Annotated in this window: 21 protein-coding genes and 1 pseudogene; 2 read left to right on the top strand and 20 right to left on the bottom strand. The window is 52.2% G+C overall.

All coding sequences use genetic code 11. The features are described from left to right. Positions 1-209 precede the first annotated feature (209 nt). The 8 genes and pseudogenes from AAA927_RS02660 to AAA927_RS02625 form a co-directional block, all read right to left on the bottom strand. Positions 210-1049: an MBL fold metallo-hydrolase gene (locus AAA927_RS02660; RefSeq protein ID WP_338215458.1), complete on the bottom strand. Its 840-nt coding sequence runs from the start codon at positions 1047-1049 to the stop codon at positions 210-212. Positions 1050-1108: 59 nt separating this feature from the next. Next, positions 1109-1534, bottom strand: a complete 426-nt coding sequence (locus AAA927_RS02655; RefSeq protein ID WP_338215456.1) for a MarR family winged helix-turn-helix transcriptional regulator — start codon at positions 1532-1534, stop codon at positions 1109-1111. Between the two features lie 240 nt (positions 1535-1774). Continuing rightward, a complete protein-coding gene (locus AAA927_RS02650) occupies positions 1775-2347 on the bottom strand; it encodes a TetR/AcrR family transcriptional regulator (protein WP_338215454.1) in 573 nt (190 codons plus the stop codon). Further along, positions 2344-3111, bottom strand: a complete 768-nt coding sequence (locus AAA927_RS02645; RefSeq protein WP_338215451.1) for an SDR family NAD(P)-dependent oxidoreductase — start codon at positions 3109-3111, stop codon at positions 2344-2346. The genes AAA927_RS02650 and AAA927_RS02645 overlap by 4 nt, the downstream gene beginning before the upstream one ends. Before the next feature lie 273 nt (positions 3112-3384). Beyond that, positions 3385-4014, bottom strand: a complete 630-nt coding sequence (locus AAA927_RS02640) for a helix-turn-helix domain-containing protein (protein ID WP_338215449.1) — start codon at positions 4012-4014, stop codon at positions 3385-3387. A 243-nt stretch (positions 4015-4257) separates the two neighbouring features. Beyond that, a pseudogene (locus AAA927_RS02635) lies at positions 4258-4629 on the bottom strand (MFS transporter); the annotation flags it as partial. Positions 4630-4831: 202 nt separating this feature from the next. Continuing rightward, positions 4832-5311: a 23S rRNA (pseudouridine(1915)-N(3))-methyltransferase RlmH gene (rlmH, locus tag AAA927_RS02630; protein WP_338215447.1), complete on the bottom strand. Its 480-nt coding sequence runs from the start codon at positions 5309-5311 to the stop codon at positions 4832-4834. A 67-nt stretch (positions 5312-5378) separates the two neighbouring features. After that, positions 5379-6467 carry an NADH-dependent flavin oxidoreductase gene (locus AAA927_RS02625; protein WP_338215446.1) on the bottom strand — a complete coding sequence of 363 codons (1089 nt, stop codon included), beginning with the start codon at positions 6465-6467 and terminating at the stop codon, positions 5379-5381. 377 nt (positions 6468-6844) lie between these two features. On the opposite strand from AAA927_RS02625, the gene AAA927_RS02620 reads away from it, so the two are divergent. Further along, the gene (locus AAA927_RS02620; RefSeq protein ID WP_204118483.1) at positions 6845-7951 is read left to right on the top strand and encodes an SLC13 family permease; all 1107 of its coding nucleotides are present in this window, start codon (positions 6845-6847) and stop codon (positions 7949-7951) included. Positions 7952-7995: 44 nt separating this feature from the next. Here the strand turns inward: AAA927_RS02620 and AAA927_RS02615 are convergent, their stop codons facing one another. From AAA927_RS02615 to AAA927_RS02600, 4 genes are all read right to left on the bottom strand, one after another. After that, entirely contained in the window at positions 7996-8409 is a 414-nt protein-coding gene (locus AAA927_RS02615; RefSeq protein WP_338215443.1) for a YxeA family protein, read from the bottom strand. A gap of 229 nt (positions 8410-8638) precedes the next feature. Continuing rightward, on the bottom strand, positions 8639-10078 hold the full coding sequence (locus AAA927_RS02610; protein ID WP_338215442.1) for a 6-phospho-beta-glucosidase: 1440 nt from the start codon (positions 10076-10078) through the stop codon (positions 8639-8641). 302 nt (positions 10079-10380) lie between these two features. Continuing rightward, the gene (locus tag AAA927_RS02605) at positions 10381-10710 is read right to left on the bottom strand and encodes a PTS lactose/cellobiose transporter subunit IIA (RefSeq protein WP_125579324.1); all 330 of its coding nucleotides are present in this window, start codon (positions 10708-10710) and stop codon (positions 10381-10383) included. 61 nt (positions 10711-10771) lie between these two features. Beyond that, positions 10772-11098, bottom strand: coding sequence for a PTS sugar transporter subunit IIB (locus AAA927_RS02600; RefSeq protein WP_125579325.1), 327 nt, complete (start codon positions 11096-11098; stop codon positions 10772-10774). A gap of 128 nt (positions 11099-11226) precedes the next feature. On the opposite strand from AAA927_RS02600, the gene AAA927_RS02595 reads away from it, so the two are divergent. Further along, positions 11227-11934, top strand: coding sequence for a GntR family transcriptional regulator (locus AAA927_RS02595; RefSeq protein ID WP_125579326.1), 708 nt, complete (start codon positions 11227-11229; stop codon positions 11932-11934). 516 nt (positions 11935-12450) lie between these two features. Here the strand turns inward: AAA927_RS02595 and AAA927_RS02590 are convergent. The 8 genes from AAA927_RS02590 to AAA927_RS02555 form a co-directional block, all read right to left on the bottom strand. Continuing rightward, positions 12451-14262, bottom strand: a complete 1812-nt coding sequence (locus AAA927_RS02590; protein ID WP_338215438.1) for a heavy metal translocating P-type ATPase — start codon at positions 14260-14262, stop codon at positions 12451-12453. Between the two features lie 73 nt (positions 14263-14335). Beyond that, entirely contained in the window at positions 14336-15550 is a 1215-nt protein-coding gene (locus AAA927_RS02585) for a hypothetical protein (protein WP_338215436.1), read from the bottom strand. Between the two features lie 163 nt (positions 15551-15713). Next, the gene (locus AAA927_RS02580; RefSeq protein ID WP_125579328.1) at positions 15714-16139 is read right to left on the bottom strand and encodes an Hsp20/alpha crystallin family protein; all 426 of its coding nucleotides are present in this window, start codon (positions 16137-16139) and stop codon (positions 15714-15716) included. Positions 16140-16251: 112 nt separating this feature from the next. Then, positions 16252-16638 (bottom strand): Hsp20/alpha crystallin family protein, encoded by a 387-nt coding sequence (locus AAA927_RS02575; protein ID WP_338215433.1) that lies wholly within the window; start codon positions 16636-16638, stop codon positions 16252-16254. A gap of 168 nt (positions 16639-16806) precedes the next feature. Further along, complete coding sequence (locus tag AAA927_RS02570) at positions 16807-17211, bottom strand: iron-sulfur cluster biosynthesis family protein (RefSeq protein ID WP_338215432.1); 405 nt, start codon at positions 17209-17211, stop codon at positions 16807-16809. A 689-nt stretch (positions 17212-17900) separates the two neighbouring features. Further along, positions 17901-19229: a S1C family serine protease gene (locus AAA927_RS02565; protein ID WP_338215429.1), complete on the bottom strand. Its 1329-nt coding sequence runs from the start codon at positions 19227-19229 to the stop codon at positions 17901-17903. A 96-nt stretch (positions 19230-19325) separates the two neighbouring features. Then, entirely contained in the window at positions 19326-20150 is an 825-nt protein-coding gene (locus AAA927_RS02560) for an MBL fold metallo-hydrolase (RefSeq protein WP_125579332.1), read from the bottom strand. A 300-nt stretch (positions 20151-20450) separates the two neighbouring features. Then, complete coding sequence (locus AAA927_RS02555; RefSeq protein WP_338215426.1) at positions 20451-21248, bottom strand: two-component system regulatory protein YycI; 798 nt, start codon at positions 21246-21248, stop codon at positions 20451-20453. Between the last annotated feature and the right edge of the window lie 6 nt (positions 21249-21254).

The following is a 21254-nucleotide window of genomic DNA, read 5'->3' as shown; positions in this document are numbered from 1 at the left end:
AGGCAGCAATCTTCATCTTCGAGGATTGCTGCCTTTATTTGGGCCTTGGCACTCAGCGTGACGTAAATAAAAGTTGGTTCAAGCCCAAACTAGTTCTTAAAGCGCCGCCGCTAGCCAATTGCACGTCCGCAGTAATTCCTGCGCAATAAAGAGGCAACCTCAAATCGCTGAGATTGCCTCTTTATTCACTCGATCAAAAGCTGCTGGTACTACCGAATGACCGCATGCGCGCTGCTCCAAAGTGAACCCGGATTAAGATAATGCGGGTATAAAGCCAGCATTTTGGCATACAGCCCTTCTGCCGTGGTTTCCTCAACCGCCAGTCGATTAAAGTCAGTAATGTATTGGATGGTTTGGTCAATAATCGCCGGATCATCCTTGTTTTCTGGATTTTTATGTCCCGCCACCACAAACTGCGGGTGCAAGGTTTTCAAATGTTCGTTGACTTTGATCCAATTATTGCGGGCGTGCAAGGTGGTTTCCTGCATGTAGGCATGAATGCCGTTATAAGTCGCATCTCCCGCCACAATCAGTTTCAACTCCGGCACCCAGAGGCTCGTGGTATCGTGAGTATCCGTGAAACCATTCTGAATAATCTCGATGCGATGGCCATCCAGCTCAAAAGCCGAGTCAACCACCTCGTCAACACCAACAATCGGGCTGGGTAAATCCCCCGGGAACAGGGCTTCCCAGGTGCCGGCAATGTTGGCTGGCGTCATCACTGCTGGGATACCGTCAGCAGTGGCTTGGGTGCCAATGATGGTCGCCCCAGGAAAGGCCGCTTTAATCATTCCGGCCCCAAAAAAGTGATCAGCGTGCGCATGGGTCAGGTAGATGTATTTCACGTTGACGTGATGTGCCTTGATCCAATCAATCAATTCTTGATTGGCTGAACGCGTCATATAAGTATCGACCAATACCGCATTTTGTTCATCTGCGATTAATGTGGCCGTGTTTGACACCCATTGGAACGCCTTTGTCTCTTCCGGTACCCCGCGGGTAACCCCATCACGACGATTGTTCATCACATCATATTTTAAACTACTCATTGTTCAAACTCCTATCTCGCCCTTGCGGCGCTACCTTTCATTCCAAATCTCATCGCTGGTCATTGTGCATCCAGCTTGCGCGTATTGGCCACTAACGCGGCGACCATCACTTGTTTGTCTGAACCGAGCAACTCATTAGCCGTGCGATCCCATTGCAATAAACATTCCTGCGCAATGGGGAGCCATTCCCCAGCTTGAGGGCCTAAGTCGACTTGGGTCGTCCGGCCTTTAGTGGCTAATCGAACCAGCTGGTGTTTGGCCAAGGTTTGGACCATTCTAGAGATGCTTGAGCGCTCATAGCCCAACCCAGCAGCGAGTGCGGTGATGCTTTGGGGATGCGCATCTTCTAAGGTTAACATGATATAACTGTAGGCTGGCTTCATCCCAGTAGGGGCAAAAGCGGTATCGGCATGACGTTCGACGGCACGCATGTATTTCGCAGCTGTGAAATAAGCGCAGGACTCCTGAAAATGATGTGCCATCATAAATCATCTCCCTTTCGTGTATATACACGTTATACGTCATCATCAATCTGGTTGCAACCCCTCAAACCAAAAAAGGGTCTAAAACCTCCCGTTTTACCGCAACATCAAGTCATTCGACCAGTGTTTGACCACGACCATTTACCTGCGCAAAAAAATCGCCTAGCGCAGACTGTTTTGCGCCTGGCGATTGCCAAATTGAATGCGGTTCAAGCAACATCAATGTCAGGCTGCTTGAACTGGTTATTTCTTCTCGCCGACCAAATATCGTAGATCATGTTCGGCCTCCGCCTTGGTCAAAGTTTTGCCGCGCAGAAAGCTCCATTCAATCACCAACTGCAACGTATTGCTGTAGAACTCAGCCATCATTTGCTGCGGCACCGCCGGCTCACCTGGTCCGGCACATTGAGCGATCAGCTTGCTGGTTTGTTGGCGGACAAAGTAATTACAAGACGTCACCAATGCCCCATCCAGAGGGTTCGCTTGCATAATTTTGGTTAACCGGTCCCGATAGGCATCAAAATACGCATAAAGGCGGTCAAAAATCAGATAGAGTCGCTCTTCTGGAATCATTGCCGGATAATCGTCAATCTTGATTTCCTGCAACATCGCCAGCCAGCAGTAATTGAGCAAGTCATAACTATCGTCGAAATAGTTATAGAACGTCGCCCGCGGATAATTACAAGCAACACACACTTCGTTGACGGTCACTTGTTCAAACGCCTTGGTTTCTAGAATCGCCATCAGCGTTGATGAAAAGGCGGATAAAGTGCGCTGCGCGAAGCGATTGCTTTTATTGGTCAAATCATACTTCATGACTGCGGCTTCACCATTCTTTCCACGCTGGTAAACTTCACGGCGAAGGCACTTGGCGCCAGTTTGCCAAACACCCTAACGGCCTTGGTCGCCCAACCAGGCGAATACACCCCGGCGCCGCGCTCAGCACGCTTCAGCGCCACCGTTGTGATGTGGTCAAGATTTAAAAAGTGAGTCCGTTTGTTTGCGACCATGCTTTCTCGATACATCTCAGTATTCATCGCGCCAGTACCCATGAATAAAACGTTCACACCACGGGGCCGTTCTTCTTGGCGCAAGGCTCTGGCAAAAAAGCGACCATACGTCTTGCTAGCCCCATACACTGCCCGCCAAGGAAGCGGCACATAAGCGCCAACTGAGCCAACAATAATCTGATAGCTTGATTGGTGCATGTAGGGCAAGCAGCTGCGGCTGATGCGGGTCATGCCGCGCACATTCAGGCCAATCATGCCATCGATGGCGCCAGTGGCCATCGCGCGAAACAGTCCCGCTTGATCAAAACCGGCGTCGTTGATTAACACTTTGATATTCGGCGAATACTTGCGTAAAACGGCATCTAGTTGATTAAAGCTGCTCGTTTGCGAGAGATCCAGCGCCAGAATTCTAAACTGGTGACGAGGAAATTGATGCGCCAAAGCTTTGAGCCGTTCTTCGCGGCGGGCAATCACCCAAATCTCATCTAAATGCGGATAACGTACCACGACTTTTTCGACAAATGCTGCCCCCAGCCCTGATGATGCCCCGGTGATCACTGCAATGTCCATTGCGCCACCCTCCTTTGACAAGTGCCAACCGGTTTGCGGTTGTTTAACCTAATTACACTGACTTTAGTCAATCAAATCAAGGCACTTATGCAGGCGATTGTCTACGACTTTACACATCAGTTAATTTGCAAAAGTCATTCATTGACCACCGATGGCTGAACAGCGAGCGAGGATAAAAATACCTCACCCGATAAAACCAACTTAACATCTAGTTCTACCTTCAAATCAAGACCATCTGAGTGCATCCATAGCTTTCTTATTAGCCCGAGCTTGCTACATTCCCTTATCACTCGGAAAATTTTCATCAGGGTGCACAATGGCATGGCCTAACGCAACGCCGCTGACCGCTACTGCTGCGCCACCTGCAGCATAAAATTCGAGGCTCAACCCAAAGGCCAAATACAATAGGATGAGAAAGGCGATAACGCCGATAAACAAGATGGCAAACCGCGTATAGATGGGTAGCAGTTTAGGCTGACGCAGATACCAATACCGCTGCCGAACAAACTGCAATGCCGCAACGCTGCAGCTCAGCACTATCACGATCATGGCTTGAACCAGGGGCGGCGTTTGCAACCACGGCCAAGCAAACAGCGCGCCTAATACCAGTACCATCAAAATCGCGACCGCGACCAGCAGAACCCAATAAGCCCGCTGTGCTTTAGTCGCCGCTTGCGCCTTCGCTTGCATATCAGCAGCCAGCTTATGATCGCCGCGAATTAAATCATCCAGTGACAGGCCAAATAAATCGCTCAGTGCGATCAAAGCATCAATATCAGGATAAGTGCGCCCATTCTCCCACCCTGAAATCGTTTGGCGACTGACATGAAGCTGGTCAGCCAGTTGCTGCTGCGTCAGATTCTGTTTTAGTCTTGCCTGTTTCAGGCGAGTGCCGAACGTCATCGCTATCGCATCCCTTCGGCCCAATTATGGCACGAGGCTTTATCAGCGGATAGTAAAATTGCCGAAATGCCATGACGAGATTTGTGGCATTCTACCCGGATGCCGCTATTCGACGCAATTAGCGCCATCACTTATGATGCGTACTTGCGTCAGATTCATCCCTGCAATTTGCACCATACGCTTTAGAAAACCATCACATACAAATTGGCCTCGGTTGTTGCGGCGATTTTACCGGCGCCTGGTCACCCGCCAAAGCAGCCCCAGTTCGATGCCGGTCCCCAAGCCCTGCACCCCACGCCCCAACAAGAGCACCCAAAACGCCGGGGCCGCGCCGTCTAAGATCACACCAGCAATGAACAGGCTAATCGCCACCAAGAATAAACTGCGCGTTTTAAACCGCCGCTTCAACGTCGCCGAGAGCGGCACCATCGCCGCCACCACTAACAGATACAGCGTCGTCATCCACTGCACCGTGTTGGTTGCGATTTTGAACTCGTGCATCAAGGTAGGAAAGGTGATGTTCATCGCGGTTTCGACCATCACCCCGCAAAACGACATCAACCCTGTTGCTACAATTGCGCCAACGACTTTTGGCGTGATTTTCTTTTCGTACACCGTTGCCTCCTGGAATTTGATAGCTTGCTAACGAATTCCAACGTATCACACTATTTTGCTTCGCGTAAGCACAAACTGTTGACAGTCCACGGCATTCAAAAAACCGACTATCCGTTGTCTGATAGTCGGTTCACCAGCGAGGATTGAATCGGTTAAAGTCGCCCGAACAAGCAAAACAAATCGGTTCTCGAAGACTGCCGCATCACTTATGATACGGACTCCCAATCTGTATCATAAACGCCCGGTAGATCTGCTCAATCAGCACCAACCGCATCAGCTGGTGCGGCATGGTGAGCTTGCCGAAACTCAACGTATCATTCGCGCGTTTCATCACCGCCGGCGACAGGCCGAGCGAGCCACCAATCACGAAGGTAATGTCGGAATGGCCATAGGTCGTCAGATCTTCGATTTCCTTGGCAAAGACTTCGCTGGGCCGCTGTTTGCCCTCGATGGCCAGCGCAATGACCCATTCTTTGTCCTTGATTTTGCCCAAAATGCGTTCGCCTTCAATGGCTTTGACCTGCGTCATCTCGGCCTCAGACAGTGACTCTGGGGCTTTTTCGTCGGCCACTTCCACGATCTCGACCTTGGCAAATTTGGTCAGGCGTTTACGATACTCTGCAATCCCGTCTTTAAAGTATTTTTCTTTTAGCTTGCCCACGCCGATAATTTTGATATTCATGTTCGTCCGCCTCTGCTTTCCTGTTCAGTATAGCAAAAAAGCGCCTACTCCTCGCAGACGCTCGTGTTTACTTAAACCACCGGCTGGCGAAATCATACAGCGGCGTGGTCATGGGTGTGGTATGGAGCGCCGTTTCAAATGGCCCGGTGTAAATCGCCGCATCGGCACCTTGCGTCAGCTTCACGGCCCAGGTTGGGTCATACAGCAATTGCTGACCCACTGCCACTAATTCTGTCGTGCTGAGCACGTTTTCGACGTCTTCGCGGGTCCGCACGCCGCCCACGCCGACTAAGGGCAACCGGCCCGCCAGCTGCTCATGCACTGCAGTCAAAATACTACGGTCATTCACGCCGGTCCGTGCCACGCGCCGATAGTCATTGAGCGACACGTGCAAATAGTCCAGTGGCTGCTGGGCCAGCTGATCCACCAACCAGAGGGTATCGTCAAAGCGAATGCCTGGCGTTTCGTATTCCTCTGGTGACAAGCGATAGCCCACCGCAAACGGGCGGTCGGCCGTTTCGCGCACCGCCGTCATCACCGCGTCAATCACGGCTTGAATGAAGCCGTACCGCTTTTCCCGCGAGCCACCAAACGCATCAGTCCGCCGGTTGGAATGCGGGGAGAAGAACTGTTGCAACAAAGAAGTATTGGCCCCGTGCAATTCCACCCCGTCGAAACCAGCCGCAATCGCTCGGCGCGTGGCCGTCCCGAACGCCGCGATGGTGGCCTGTATCTCGGCCGTGGTCATGGCACGCGGCGTTTCGGCATTGGCCCGTTCTGCGGCCACGGCGCTGGCCGATACCGGCTGCTCACCACTCAGCGTCGCTCGGTCGGTCATCCGGCCGGCATGAAAAATCTGCACGATGGCTTTGGCGCCTTGCGCATGAATCACCCCAGCCAACGCGGCTAGTTGCGGAATTTCCGCGTCTCGATCAATCCCGAGCTCGCCTGGCCAGCCTTTACCACCTGGCTGCACGTTGGCGGCACCTGTGATCACAGCGCCAAGACCCTTCGCCCGGGCATGATAATACGCGATTTCGTCTTGCGTCACCGTACCATCAAAAAAGCTTTGTTTCGTCGTCATCGGCGACATCATCAAGCGGTTCGGTAAGGTCACCCCAGACCGCAACTTCAGTGACTCATTAAACTTAACCATTGCACTGCCCCCTCAGTTTGTGTTGTTTATCACTTACTAATTATAAGCTCACCAAGGCACTAACGCCACCGTCGTTTCGGTCAAATAAGCGGTGATCACTTCGGTTATTGTTCGCTAATGATTGACAATGTAACGACTTATTGCCCACTTTTTACACATTACCATCGCAGTGGTTTTTGGGCCTCGTCGTATAAGTGAATTTATGAAACGCCTATTTGTCGGCATTTAGGTGCATCTTTTTCGCCTTTTTTACCCTTCATCCGTATAATTTACCATAGCGTGTGTTTTACATGAGTTTTACACACGCTCCATTGTTTCACTTGTCTTTTAAGTGCAGAATAGTAGTGTTGAGTCAATTTTGGAGCGTGTAAAAACATATGACTGTAATCAAAAACATTGCCAAAGACCGGGTGCTTCAGATCACCGCTGCCTTGGTAGTGCTGAGCCTGTTCGTTGCTAAGCCACGACTTGCGGACATCAGCTTTTCAACACTCTGGTCGATTCTCGGGATGATGACGGTCATCCAGATTTTTGAATACCTGCACATCCTCGATTATTTCGCCTACCGTCTAACCAGTATCGCTGCTGACTCCAGGCAGCTGCTGGTGATGTTCGTCGGGCTGGCGCTGGTCGCCGGGATGGTGCTTACGAACGACGTGACCGTCATCACCTTGGTGCCGTTGTACCTTCAAATTGCTAAAAAATATAACTTACGCGAAATTCTGCCGGTGACTTTGATCGGCATGGCGGCGAACTTCGGTAGTGCGTTCACCCCATTTGGGAATACGCACAACATCTACCTGATGAGCCACTACACCATCACCGCTGGTCAGTTCTTCGGTTGGTCGACCCCGCTACTGATTGCCAGCATCATTTTGCTCGCCGGGTTTGTGTTGTTCATCCCTAAACAACCGCTACCGACTGTGGAGTTCCAGGACATTCACATCCAGACTCGGCCAACGGTGATTACTTGCATCGTGGCGCTGTTAATTTTTGCTGGGGTCTTCAAGTTCATCCCTTCCTACGTTGGGGCCATCGCCGCAATTCTGCTCGCCAGTGTTTACAACCGCGAAATCATGAAGAATGTCGACTATGCAATCGTTTTGACCTTTGCCGGTTTCTTCGTGATTGTCAGCGTCCTCCAGCAGATTCCTTGGGTCGTCAATCTCATCTCTAGCTTGATGAGCAGCGCCCACTCCGTTTTCCTTACCAGCATTCTCAGCAGTCAGTTGATCTCCAACGTGCCATCAACGGTGCTGATTGGGAAATTCACCAATTACGCTGCCGCGTTGTTCCTTGGCTCCAACATTGGCGGCCTCGGCACCGTGGTCGGCTCCATGTGCAACCTGCTGGTCTACAAGGAATACACCGACTGGGGCAATCATCATCCCGGCAAGTTCTTCCTCGGCTTTTTCGCCTTCAACATCATCGGCCTGTTGGTGCTGGGTGCCATGGGCTGGCTCATTCTCGATTTCGTTTATTAGGCAAAACCAAACGCGCGTCAACTGCAATTGAGTTGGCGCGCGTTTTAATTTGCTTCAAGGGCGGTCGGCGTGAGCTTGGCGCGGATTTTACCAGGTAAGTCTGCCCGTTTGACCGGCTGCCACCGTAGCACCTTCTGCCCTTTTGTTTTCACTGCCAGATAAGTATCAGGTTCAAGCGGCTGATCCGTGACTTGGATCAAGAGCTGGCGCGGCATCCCGCACCGATCATAGGCGGTCAGTTCATAGCGATAATCCCGCCCGCCGTGCGCGTTCGGCAACCACTCCACTTGCTTCGCCTGGGTTGAGACATAAACGGTGGTGCACGGCACGACCGGGTTCAGATAGTCAATCGCTGCCGCGGCCTGAGTGGTTTGATTGCGCGTCATTAGCGGCATGCCAAACAGCACTGCCATCACAATGATCACTAATGCGCCGCAATTCAACCCAGCCCGTTTCATGCGCTCCCCTCCTTGTTGTCACTATACCAATCAGGATATTTATCGGCATACGACTTAGGAAGGATTTCACATGGGGCCTTCGTGGGATTTTTCACGGTATCATGTCACGATGAGCTCACTAACGGCCAGTCCTCTCAAGCGTCAGCACGGAACCTTGTGCCTTTTGGAGATGAAGCAGGTGCAAGCAAAAAAGCGGCACCACCGCAATGGGTGATGCCGCACATGAGCATTAAAGGTCTTCGCCGTTGGTGGCGATCACTTGTTTGTACCAGTTGAAGGAGTCCTTGCGGCTGCGTTTCCAGCTGCCGTGGCCTTCGTCGTCAGCATCGACGTAGATGAAGCCATACCGCTTCTTCATTTCCCCGGTTGAAGCCGAAACAATGTCGATGGCGCTCCAAGGCGTGTAGCCAATCAGCGGCACGCCATCTTCCGCCACGGCCTTTTCGGCTTGCAGCAAGTGGTCGCTCAGATACTTGATCCGGTAGTCATCGTGAATGCTGCCATCCGCTTCCACCGTATCATAAGCGCCAAAGCCATTTTCCACGATAAACATTGGCTTGTGCCACCGGGCGTTCATCCAGTTCATCGCATAGCGCAGACCGACCGGATCGATTTGCCAGCCCCAGTCGGAGCGCGGTACGTATGGATTTTTGACGCTGGAGTTTGGTTCGTCGTAGTCCATTTCGGGATTGTTCTCGTTGTATTCAACGGCATTGCTGTTGTAGTACGAGAAGCCGATGTAGTCCACGGCGCCTGCCTTCAAAATAGCCTCGTCTTCCGGCGTTACATCGACATGGATGCCTTTGCGGTCCCAGTAGTGGCGGACCCAGACAGGATATTCGCCATTTGCCTGCACATCACCGAAGTAGTAGCGGTAGTCCATGGCCCGCTGCGCAAAGAGCACATCTTCTGGCTTGGCCGTCAGCGGGTAGATTGGTGAGAAGGCAATCATGTCGCCGATTTGCAGGCTTGGATCGATGGCGTGACCGATTTGAACCGCTTGGGCGCTGGCAACGAATTCCAGGTGGGCAGCTTGGAACATGGCTTCTTCCCAGCTTTCGTCATCCTTCAAAATCAAGCCAGAGTTTTGCAGCAACGCGTGATCACTGCGCCAGTTCGTCTGGTTGTTGATTTCGTTGAAGGTCATCCAGTACTTGACCTTGTTGTGGTAGCGGCGGAAGCATGTTTCGGCAAACTTGGTGAAAGCATCCACCACGGCCCGATTGCGGAAGCCGCCGTATTTCTTGACCAGCTTCAGCGGAATTTCAAAGTGCGACAAGGTGACGACAGGCTGAATGCCATTTGCTAAGCAGGTATCAAACAGGTCGTCGTAAAACTTGAGGCCTTCCTCATTCGGCACGGCTTCATCGCCATTGGGATAGATCCGAGTCCAGGCGATTGAAGTCCGGAAGCACTTGAAGCCCATTTCAGCAAATAGCTTGATGTCTTCCTTGTAGTGCGAGTAAAACTCAACGCCCCAGTGGTTAGGGTAAGTCTGGTCGGGCAAAACCGCACCATCCTCGATGCGGGCCACCCCATTGGCGCCGGCGCGCATCACATCCGCGATACTTAAGCCCTTGCCACCTTCTTGCCAACCGCCTTCAGCTTGGTGCGCCGCAATCGCGCCGCCCCATAAAAAGCCTTCCGGCATCTTGTAACCTTTGCTCATAAAATGATCCTCCTTGTGACGATAAAATAGACGCGTATGCCGAGTTAGATTCAGCCCCATTGCGCAGCCTTCATAGTTGCGCTACGTGGGGCAACGCCCGTGCACCTAGCTACGCATTAGGCATCACCGCAAAAAAACGCGGCAATACCTAACGCTAGGCTATGTGACGGGCTAAATGCGCCCCACTTCGCAGCCTTTTACAAAAGTTTGGCGCTGCTATGGGCCTCGCGACTCTGGCTAGCCAGGGGCGGGGCGCCATCACAGCGCCAAACGGAAATTATTTGCCAAGCAGACGCGGGAGACTACTTGCCTTCCTTGTCCAAACGCTTGTACAGATCAACGATTTCGCCCGCCAAGTCGCGGAACGTAATGCTGGTCATCAAGTGGTCTTGTGAGTGAACCATGAGCAGGCTAACCTTGGCGTGTTCGCCGTTAGCTTCCGCTGTCAGCATCTTAGTCTGTGAGTTGTGCGCATCAACTAAGAAACCATCAGCTTCTTTGAGCTTGGCATCTGCCGTGTCAAAATCACCCTTTTTGGCGGCTTGAATTGCTTCAAAAGCGGAGCTCTTCGCGTTACCACCGTTCAGGATCAAGCCCATGATTGCGTCCATGTTCTGTTCTTCTTCAGCCATTGTATTCTCCCATCAAAAACTAGTTATTGCGTTCTGGTACCGGTTACTTTTTACGGCAAGCTTACTTTTGGAAGTTGTCGATTGAGGTAACGGCTTCCTTGAGGACCTTTTCGCCGTTCATCATGCCGTAGTCTTGCATGTTGATAACTTCGACAGGAATGTTGTTAACCTTCTTCTGGAATTGGCCGAGCAGGTAACGAACCTGAGGTCCGAGCATTAAAATGTCTGGGTTCTTCGTTGCCAATGCGTTGTCAGCATCGGAGGCAGCGGTTGCAAAAATTTCCGTATCAAGACCTTGAGCTTCAGATGCCTTCTGCATCTTGGATACAAGCAAGCTGGTGGACATCCCAGCAGAGCATACGAGCATGATTGTCTTTTTGTCAGCCATAATTAAGAACTCCCTTTGATTAAAATTTTCGCAGTTAAAGTTTAACCGCTTTCATTACAATGCTATAATAATACGTGGGTACAAAATAAACAAGTGCTTAGTGCAAAAATTTGTTTGGAGGGGCGCTCATGTATCATCAAATCGCGGAGGAACTGCTTCAATCGATTCAAGCCGGGGAGTACCAATCGAAACTCCCAACCGAGCAAGAATTGATGAAACGCTTTAATGTCAGTCGGAATACAATCAGGCGGGCGATCGATGTTGTTTATCAACACGGGTTGCTTCGCCGGATTCAAGGCAGCGGCTACTATGTCAATAATGTGCAATTGCAAAGCACGATGACCATTAATTTGTCCATCGGCGCCGGCAAATCTTTGGCCAAACGCGGCCCGCTGAAGTCGAAAATCGTCACCTTCGACCGGGTGCTGGCGCGTGAAATTCCGCTGGCTCAAAAAATGAAGATCAATGACGACACCGAGTTGTGGCGCATCATTCGCCTGCGTTATTTCAACGGGATGCTTTACTGCCTTGAGGAAGCCTACTATCTGCGGGATGTCGTCCCGTTCATTTCCACCGATGTCCTTGATGATTCGCTGTTTGACTTCGTGAAGGAAACATACGATATCGATCCCGATTCAAGTGATGACTTCTTATCCATGACCACCTTGGGCCCCGACAAAGCCGACCTGATGAACCTGAAGCCAGGCACGTCCCTGCTGACGCTGGCTCAGATCAACTACATGCGCAACAACGTCATCTTCAACTTCTCCCAAACCGTCTACTGCTACCCAGGACTGGACTTCTACTTCCACTCAGCACACTTGAGCAGTAATTAAACCCAGGCTGCGAAGCGGGGCGCATTTAGCTCGACGATTAGCCTAACCTCAGGCATTGAAGCCGTTCTTTGGCTTCGAGGACTGAGGTGTAGCTAATCGCTCGAGCGTTGCCCCGCTGAGCGCAACTACAGGCTGCGGAGCCGAGCGCACTTAGCCGGATGGGTAAGCCTTTCTAACGCATGTCAGTCTGTACGCGCTATGCGCTACAGACTGCATTGCCGTCGTACTTTGACGGCGAGGCATGGAGCGTAGCTATCCACTCCGGCGTTGGTCAACCGGAGCGCAACTAGAAAGCCTGCGGAAGTCGGCGGGCCTAGTCCGATGAGTAGCCTATCCATCTGCCCTTTACCAGTATGGCACATTAGAATTCTCTCCAACCAGTCAAAAGGACTCGCCTTCTGCATGAAGACGAGTCCTTTTGCGTTGCTTTTAAACGGCCTATAACGGTCGCGCTGACTGCTTATCGCTAACGGTATCCCTGTCCACTGCCAAGCCCCAAAGCGTTAAGCGCGCCTGCTAGGCAGTTTTAACCTCATACTGGTCGGCATCCCGCCGGCCAGTCCGGGCCCGCAGCGCGTATAAAATCGTGATGGTATCGACGACTTCTTGGAACAAGGCACCAATGATTACCGGAATGACCCCAGCACTGGCAATCAGCATCAGGACGGTACAAATCCCAATCCCGATCCACACCGCTTCTTTGGCGATGCGCATGGTGTCTTGAGAGATGATCACCGCACACGCGACTTTGGTCAGGTCATCGCGCAGGACCACTGCGTCAGCCGATTCGCTGGCTGCCGTGGCGCCGTGTGCACCCATGGCAATCCCAACATCGGCGACCGCCAAGGAAGGTGCATCATTGACGCCATCGCCGACCATGACCACTGGCCGGTTTTCCTTTGGCGTCTGATCGAGCACGGCAATTTTGTCAGCCGGCAGCTGTTCGGCGTAGACCTCATCCAGGCCGACTTGAGCCGCCACTTTATCCGCAATCGCTTGGGAGTCGCCAGAAATCATCAAGGTCTTTTCCACACCTAATTCATGCAAAGCCGTGATGGTTTGCTTGGCTTCAGGCCGCGTCCGGTCCGTGAAGGTGATGACGCCAGCGTACTGGCCAGCCACATTAACGAACACCGAGGTCGCATCCACTTGTTGGTCAGTTTCCGCAAAGGCAGCCTTCCCGACGCGCACTAGTTGGCCATTCACCGTGCCTTGCACCCCTTGTGCGGTCACTTCTTCGGCATCCGCCACTGGCAGCAGGTCCTTCCCTGCCGCTTTAACCAACGACCGGGCCAAAATATGAGTGGATTGCTGTTCGGCACTGGCTGCCAGCTGCAGGAGCTGGTCAGCAGTGTAGCCGGCTGCTGGCAAAATCTGATCCACCGCCAGGACACCTTGCGTGATGGTCCCAGTTTTATCGAAAGCGACTGTTTTCGCAGTGGCGAGTTTCTCCAAAGCGGTCCCAGATTTCACGATAATCCCGGCCCGGCTGGTGCGGCTCATCCCGGAGACCATGGCTACTGGCGCCGCCAAAATCAAAGGACATGGGCTGGCCACCACCAGCACCTCAGCGAAGCGCAGCGGGTTGCCCGTCACTGCCCAAGCCACGCCGGCAATCAGGTATGCCACCAGTGTAAATGGCAAGGCATAGCGATCAGCCATGCGGACAAAATGCGCTGGCCGGGCTTCAGATTCTTGCACCAGCCGCACAATCCCTTGGTACTGACTGTCGGCGGCGCGCTTGGTGACGCGTACGGTTAAGGCGGCATCGCCGTTGACCGTCCCACTCATCAGCTCATCATGAACGTTTTTCTCCACGGGCTTGGATTCACCGGTCAAACTAGCTTCATCGACCAGGCTACTGCCGGCCGTTACCACGCCATCGACAGGCACCAGTTCGCTCGGCTTCACCACGACGATATCGTCCACCTGCACGTCATCCACTGAGACATCGTGCAATTGGCCGTCGACCAGGCGATGCGCCGTAGTCGGCGTGTTATCCAGCAGTTGCTTGAGGTCAGCATTGGCCTTGGTGGCGGCGAAGTCTTCCAGCGCATCCCCACCAGTCAGCATCAGTAGCACGATCAAGGCTGCCCAATACTCACCCACGGCCAGGGTCGCGACCACCGCGGTGATGGCCAATAAGTCCACCCCAAACGAGCCGCTCCGCAGGGTTTTGATCATATCAAGCAGCATCAAAAGCGCAATGACCGCCCCGATCACCGTAATGACCACTTGCGCCCACTGTGCGTGGTGAAGCCCAAACTCACAAATCAACGCAATAATACCGACACCTAGTACCGCCCAAAGCCGACGATAGTTTTTCACCGATCTCACTCCTTCATCAAATATCCGTCTTAATTATAACGGTTCTAATGTAGAAAGTCCAGTTAGATGAGAATTATTCTTCTTTAGGTGGGCACAACTCAATTGGCCACGCCACAGTCCCGGCGGCAATCAGGTTTTGCATATGGTTGAACAAAAACAAGAGCCAGGTGAAGCCAATGGCAAAGCCTTGCATCTCAAACGCGGTTAATGAAGGGTAGCGGAAAAACTGAAAGCCCATGTACATCAGAAACTCTAGGCCGCCAACAGCATACGAAGCCCAGAGGAATTCTTTGGACACCCCTGGCAGCAGCCAGCGCAGGCTCAAAATGATGAGCAGGATAATCGACACCAGCCACATCGACACCCGGTCGTGCAAGACGTGGAACTGGGCGTTGTTCGGGAAAATCCCGATGCACGCCAGGTCCACCGCCGCCAGCGTCAGCAGGCCCCGCAGGACATTCAGGCGCATGTTATGCGGATACTGCTCGGCCAAGCACACAAACAGGTAATCCACTAGGGTGATCATCACCAAAGCCGTCATCACCAACGTCAGATTGAATTGCCAGGCGTTGCGCGCCAACTGGGTCCCCAAAAAGCTCAGGTTATACTGCCACCAACGGCGACTACCATTAGACGCCATCGCAATCACGGCGCCGGAAATCACCACCACCGTCAGCAAAGTGGACAAGGTCGTGGCATTGAGCCGCAGCGCCATTTGCACCATAAAAATATTCGCTAACGACAAAAATACTAACAGCAGTACCAGCGCCGTGAACAGGTCGAAACTCGCGCCAGGGAACAAAGCCCCCAGCACCCAGGAACCCCCTAGCAGCAGCATGCCCAAAATCACCACAAAGGCGATCATGATCACGGGAAAATTCCGCCAGTACACCCGTTTGGAGAAGCGATTGTCTGGGTCATTGCGGGACTGAATGAAAAACCCAGCAAACAGCAAGGTCCCGCTAACCAGCCCCAACCCAATGGTAAAACTGGCCACCGACACATCCCCATCCAGCGGTATCATGTGCAGCCCTTGACTCAGCCAATAAATGAACGCCCCCAGCGCCGCAACGCCTGCCACCGCCAGCGGCCAAATAAAGCTCAGCCGCCCAGACCGCAGGCGCTCCACTCGCTCTGGTTGCATGATGATGCGATCATTTTTAATTAACAGTTGCATTGGGGTATCTGGTTTCACCCGCAACTGTGCATATACCCCTTCTGGCACGGTGACGGTCAAGCGCTCGGTCGCCGGTTGCGGCGGGATTTTTGCTTGCTCCGTTTCTTTCATGATGATTTTCACTCCTATATTTGATCTCTTTGCCTATAATACCGTAACCAGCCAGCAAAATTCGCCTTTCACGCAAAAAAGCCCCGCCTCAGACTGGGCAATCTGAAGCAGGACTCATTTTTTGGGAGGAGGAAATGGGTATCGATGATGAGAATAGTGGGGTCTATTCAATCTCGATGTGATGAGGATCTTGTTGCTGTTCGGTCAGCTTCGGCAAGGTAATGGTCAACACGCCGTTGTCGTAAGCCGCCTTGATGTTGTCTTCGTCAACGTTGGGCAACCGATAGCTACGGCTCATCGCGCCATAGCCACGTTCACTCATCAAGATGTTGCCTTTATCATCACTGTGATCGTTGAAGTCTTCCTTCTTCACACTGATGTTCAGCACGTTATCTTGGTAGTTGATGTGAATGTCGTCCTTCTTGATGCCAGGTACATCCACCTTAGCGACGTAATTCTTGTCGGTTTCTTTGATGTCCGTCTTCAACACCTTCGTATCAGGCATCATGCGGTCAAAGAACCGTGGAGCAAAGTGATCGAAAAAGGGATCATCCAACCAGTCATTCCGCGTCAACAAGTCATTTGCCATAACCAAAACTTCCTTTCTAAAATCTGAGCTAGTCGCGCTGATTGTTCTGCGCGTACTTCTTTGGAACAATTCAAGGCTAACAGGTCGCCATTTTGACATTCAAATAAAATGCTTAAGCAATTGGAATCTGATGGTCCGCTGCGGCCTGAGTCAACTTCGGCAGCGTGATGGTCAAAACCCCAGCCGTTAAATCGGCGGTAATGGCGTTAGCGGCCACGTTCGGCAACCGAAATGCCCGCTTCGTCGCCGCTTGAGGCCGCTCTTGAACCAAGTAATTGTGGTTATCAGCCGGGTCCGGCCGTTGTACCGATACCGTCAGTTGTTGATTTTGATAATTTAAATCAATTTGATCTTTAGTGGCCCCAGGAACATTCAGCCGCGCAATATAAGCATCGGCGGTTTCTTCAATATCCGTTGGTAGGTCACTGGTTGGGACCGCGTCCAGCCAATCAGAGAATGGATCAGCCAACCAGCGATCGCGCATAAGTTCATTTGCCATCATTGATGACTTCCTTTCATATCCAGCTCAACAAGGTTTCGTTCGTTCCTTGTTTACATAATGTATTATCGGTCGTTTTAGCACTCTTGTCAATAGAGTGCTAAAAATAAACTAAAAAAAACTGCTGCCCCGGTTGTGTTCCGGTGCAGCAGTGCTTTTAAGCGTCTGTTAGCAGATTTTGCCACCCAAGGCTTTCATTTCTTCACGCCGAGCTTGTTCTTCATCGCTGAGCGGCTGCGCCCGGTCTAAGGTCACCGCGCCGTCCAAAACGCCACTATCATCGCGCAGGTTCAGGGCCCCGTTGCGATAATCCAGGGTGAGGCCATGGCCCAGGTACATCGGCTCCAGACTACCAGTCGTGATGGTCAGATCGGCATCATTGGCCAAGGCGTCAGCATAGTCGTCATCGGCCACTTCACTGATCACCAGCTGGAACTTGTTGCCAATGGCACAGGTGCCGCCGAGCTTCGAGTACTTGCTACTACCGTCATCTAAGGCGAGGAACAGGTGCTCACTAGGTAAGACCTTCCCTGCTAAGTACGTCTTTGCTTCTGGCTTGATTGAGATTTCCATTTTGACTCACCCTTTCGTGGTTTTTAGGTTGTGCACAACCTTTCCAGCTCCTATATTACGGAGTTGCGGAGATAAAGTCAAGATTAACTTACTTTACGATAGTCAGTAAGGTGATCATACACACCCAAACACACGCTATCCCCAACAGTTATCCACACAGTTAAAAACTTGACCGCTAGTGATTGTGTTCACCTTCGTTTTTGACACCAGATTTCGTGTCGCGAAAAATCAAGTCAATTATTTTTGATTTCGAGTTATCCACACTAGCCAATAATTCAATTTCACGAACTACCCTGTCCAAAACCCTGTTCCAATAGGCCGTACAGGTGTTTGGTGAGCAAGAAAATTTTCTTATCCACAGGCCATCCACACCCTGTGCAAAAAACTATCCACGACGTACAATCCAAGTTATGAACACTATCCACAGACTTATCCACAGGCTAAGGGGTCAGTTGTCCCCACTCACAATTCACACTTGACAAAGTAATCCTGAACATTTCGGCGTGGCCACTGTCCAACATCTGGAATTTGACAGTAAAAAGCTCGCCGCATCATCGAATGCAACGGACTTTCCGAATGAGGGTAGCAGCATGGTGAATTCTACGTGGATTATTCAGAACCAACTGCTGGCAATGACAACAAAAAACGGAATGACCTTCACCGGATCATTCCGTTCCCATTATTGATCATTAATTTGAACTCGACGTGTCCAGCTGATCCGTGGTTTGACTCAACTTCACACTGACGGTCTTCTTCTCGCTACCGCGATAGTAGGTCAACTTGATGGTGTCCCCGACTGCGTGCTTGTAAAGCGCGGTGTGCAACGTCGCCACACTGGAGACGCTGGTGCCGTCAACGGCGACAATCACGTCGTAGCGCTTAAGCCCTGCTTGCTTGGCCACACTGGTGGAAGTAAAGCCTGCCACGACGATCCCTGAGGTGACACTTGATGGCACCTTCAACAAAGAGCTTTGCTGCGAGGCGGAAACCGAGGACAGATCCCGGGCTTCAATCCCTAAGGCTGGACGGACGACTTTCCCTTTTTCTACCAACTGGTTGATGATAGAAACGACTTCGTTACTTGGAATGGCAAAGCCCATCCCTTCAATCGTCGCTTCTGAGTTGCTGGTGCCGGACAGCTTCATCGAGTTAATCCCAATGACCTGCCCGGACAAGTTGATCAGCGGCCCACCAGAGTTCCCGGAGTTGATGGCGGCATCGGTTTGGATAACCGTTGCTTGGCCAGTGGTTTGGCCGGTGGTTTCATCGGTCACATCCACAGTCCGGCTGGTGGCGGAAATAATCCCTTGGGTCACTGAGGTTGCGTATTGCGAGCCCAGCGGCGACCCAATCGCCAGGACGGTTTGGCCAGCAGCAATCGAGCTGGAGTCACCGAAACTGGCGACTGTGGTGACCTTGCTGGCATCAATGGACAGGACCGCCAAGTCGGAAGTCGAATCCGTCCCGACTAATTTCGCGGTTACCTTGGTGCCATCAGACAAAATGACTTCCAGCGCATCGGAACCAGAGACCACGTGATTGTTCGTCACGATGTAGGCTTTACCGTCTTTCTTTTGGTAAATGACCCCGGAACCTTCACTGGCTTCTTCTAACTTACCTGAACTACTACTATTACTGGATGATGAGCCACTATCTTGGCCGAACATGTCACCAAAAACATCGAGGCCGCTGCTGGTGCTTTGCGACTTCTGCATATTGATGACAGAAACGACGGCCTTTTCAACTTTCGCAAAAGCGGTTTGCGAAGCGCTACTTTCCTTCACTGAAACATTGGAAACTTGAGTGGTGCCAGATTTTTGACTGGTATTCGTCACGCCAAGATCCGCGCTACTACTTTGGCTGAGGCCCCAGTAGGCGACCCCGCCACCAACGCCGCCCCCGATCAAAGCCGCCACCACGGCAACGATGGCAAGTTGCTTGATGCCACCGCGCTTTGGTTTCGGCTGATTGTCAGGGGTTGGTTGTTCTTCTTGGAAATCGTGTGATTGATTATCCATTTCTGACCCTCCTACACGCTTATTTCGATAGTTTAAGTGTACAAAGTGGGTATGACGAAAATATGAAGAAGGCTAGTAATTATCGTGTCACTCACCCTACGCGCCAACCGTGAACAACGGATCGGCAATCGCAGGGTCGGTGTCCAAAATTTTGAAGTCGTGATCCACCGCCAAGCCTTGCGCTTTGAGCATGTTCGCCACAGTCACATGGGCCAAGGCCTTGATGTTGTTATGCGGCGACAAGTGCCCCAGGTAGATACGCTTGGTTTTCAGCCCAATCACATCCATGATGGCATTGGCCCCGTCCTCATTGCTCAGATGGCCAAAATCGCCCAGAATGCGCTGTTTCAGCGACCACGGATAAGGCCCTTCGCGCAGCATTTCCAGATCATGATTGGTTTCCATCACCAAGGCGTCGGCGTCGCGAATGGTGCCTTCGATGTGGTCAGAGACATAGCCAGTATCGGTCACGATTGCAAACCGTTTGCCATCATGCTGAAATTGGTAAAACTGGGCCGCCGCCGCGTCATGTGACACCCCGAAACTTTCGACATCGAGGTCGCCCAAATCCAATGCCGCCCCGCGATCAAACACCCGCAGCTGATCTGGTGGTAACTCGCCGACACTGCGCGGCAAGGCCGCAAACGTCGGCGCATTAGCATACACCGTCAGCTGGGGATACCGCCGTGCCAGCACCCCCACGCCGCGACAATGATCGGTGTGTTCATGCGTAATAAACACACTATCGATATCTTTGAGATCACGATCGATACTATGCAGCAAATCATTCAGCTTTTTGCCCGACAACCCCGCATCCACTAACACCTTATGCTGCGGCGTTTCGATATACGTAGCGTTCCCTGAACTACTTGATGCCAGCACCGACACCCGCATCCCAAAATCCTCTGTCAAAATAGTCACCTTTCTTTACAGGCTGCGAAGCCGAGCGCACTTAGGGGGACGGCCAGCCTAGCCTGAGGCATTACCGCCTGGTTTTGGCGGTGAGGTCTCAGGCGTAGCTGGACGCTTCCCCGGTGCTCGGCGGAGCGCAACTATAGAAGCTGCAAAATGAGGCCAGGTTTAAAGAGCAACCATTGTAGTTGCGCTCCGGTCGGCCAACGCCGGAGTGGCTAGCTACGCTTAAGGCCTCGCCGTCAAGTGCGGACGGCAATGCCTTAAGCTAGGCTACCCATCCGGCTAAGTGCGGCCGTCCTCCGCAGCCTAGTCTGCTACTCGAGCTTTCAACACGGTCTTATTAATCGCGTTGACTTTCTTCACGGTCAAATTTTTCGACCCTTGGCTTTCAATGCCGACGAACCAGGCCGGGATATAAACTGTACTCCCCTTCGCGTCTAGGAGGTAAGTGTAGGCTAAGCGCGTCCACTTGACCGTGCTGTTGTTAGCAATTTCGTTTTCCCGGTACAGGGTCGTGACGGCATCTTGCGCGCTGCACAACGCGACATTCGCGCGCAGGGTCGTGGCGCTGGGCAGATACGTTTGGGTGTAACCGGTCAGGCGGTGATTGGCCACGTGCAGCGTTAACTGCGCCCGGTCATCATAGAACAAATGGCCCCCGATTTTCTGCGCGAAGACGTAAGCACTGGCGCTGGAAAGTTGCGGGGCGTAGACATAGACTTCGCCATGGATGACGTTGCCTTCCGTCACCCAACGTTTGAGCCGGTTAGCCACGTTGCTCTTCACCGTCAGCGGATTTTGCAAGGTCGCTGTGAGCGTGGTGCCATCAGTCTTGGAGAAGCGCAAACTTTGGCCAGCCAGCGGCGCCGCATCAGCTTGGAGGGTCGAGGCGTTGGTGCTAGCCAGATAGCTGCCTTCGCGCGTTGCGGCGCTAAGCTTTGGTAATTTGATGTCGTCGCGCTTGATGTCTTGCAGCACTTCAGAAGTTGCATCTCCCGCCGTGGCCAAATCCACCTGCTGGTTTTGGAAGAACGTCATCCCTAAAAAGATATTCAGCGCCACGAACACAATTAGAAAAATGGTTTCGATGCGTCTAAAGTCCATCCTTCA

The organism is Lacticaseibacillus salsurivasis (assembly GCF_036246225.1).
Lineage (GTDB): Bacteria > Bacillota > Bacilli > Lactobacillales > Lactobacillaceae > Lacticaseibacillus > Lacticaseibacillus salsurivasis.
The sequence above is the reverse complement of the archived record's forward strand: the minus strand, read 5'-3'. Positions and strand labels throughout refer to the sequence as shown.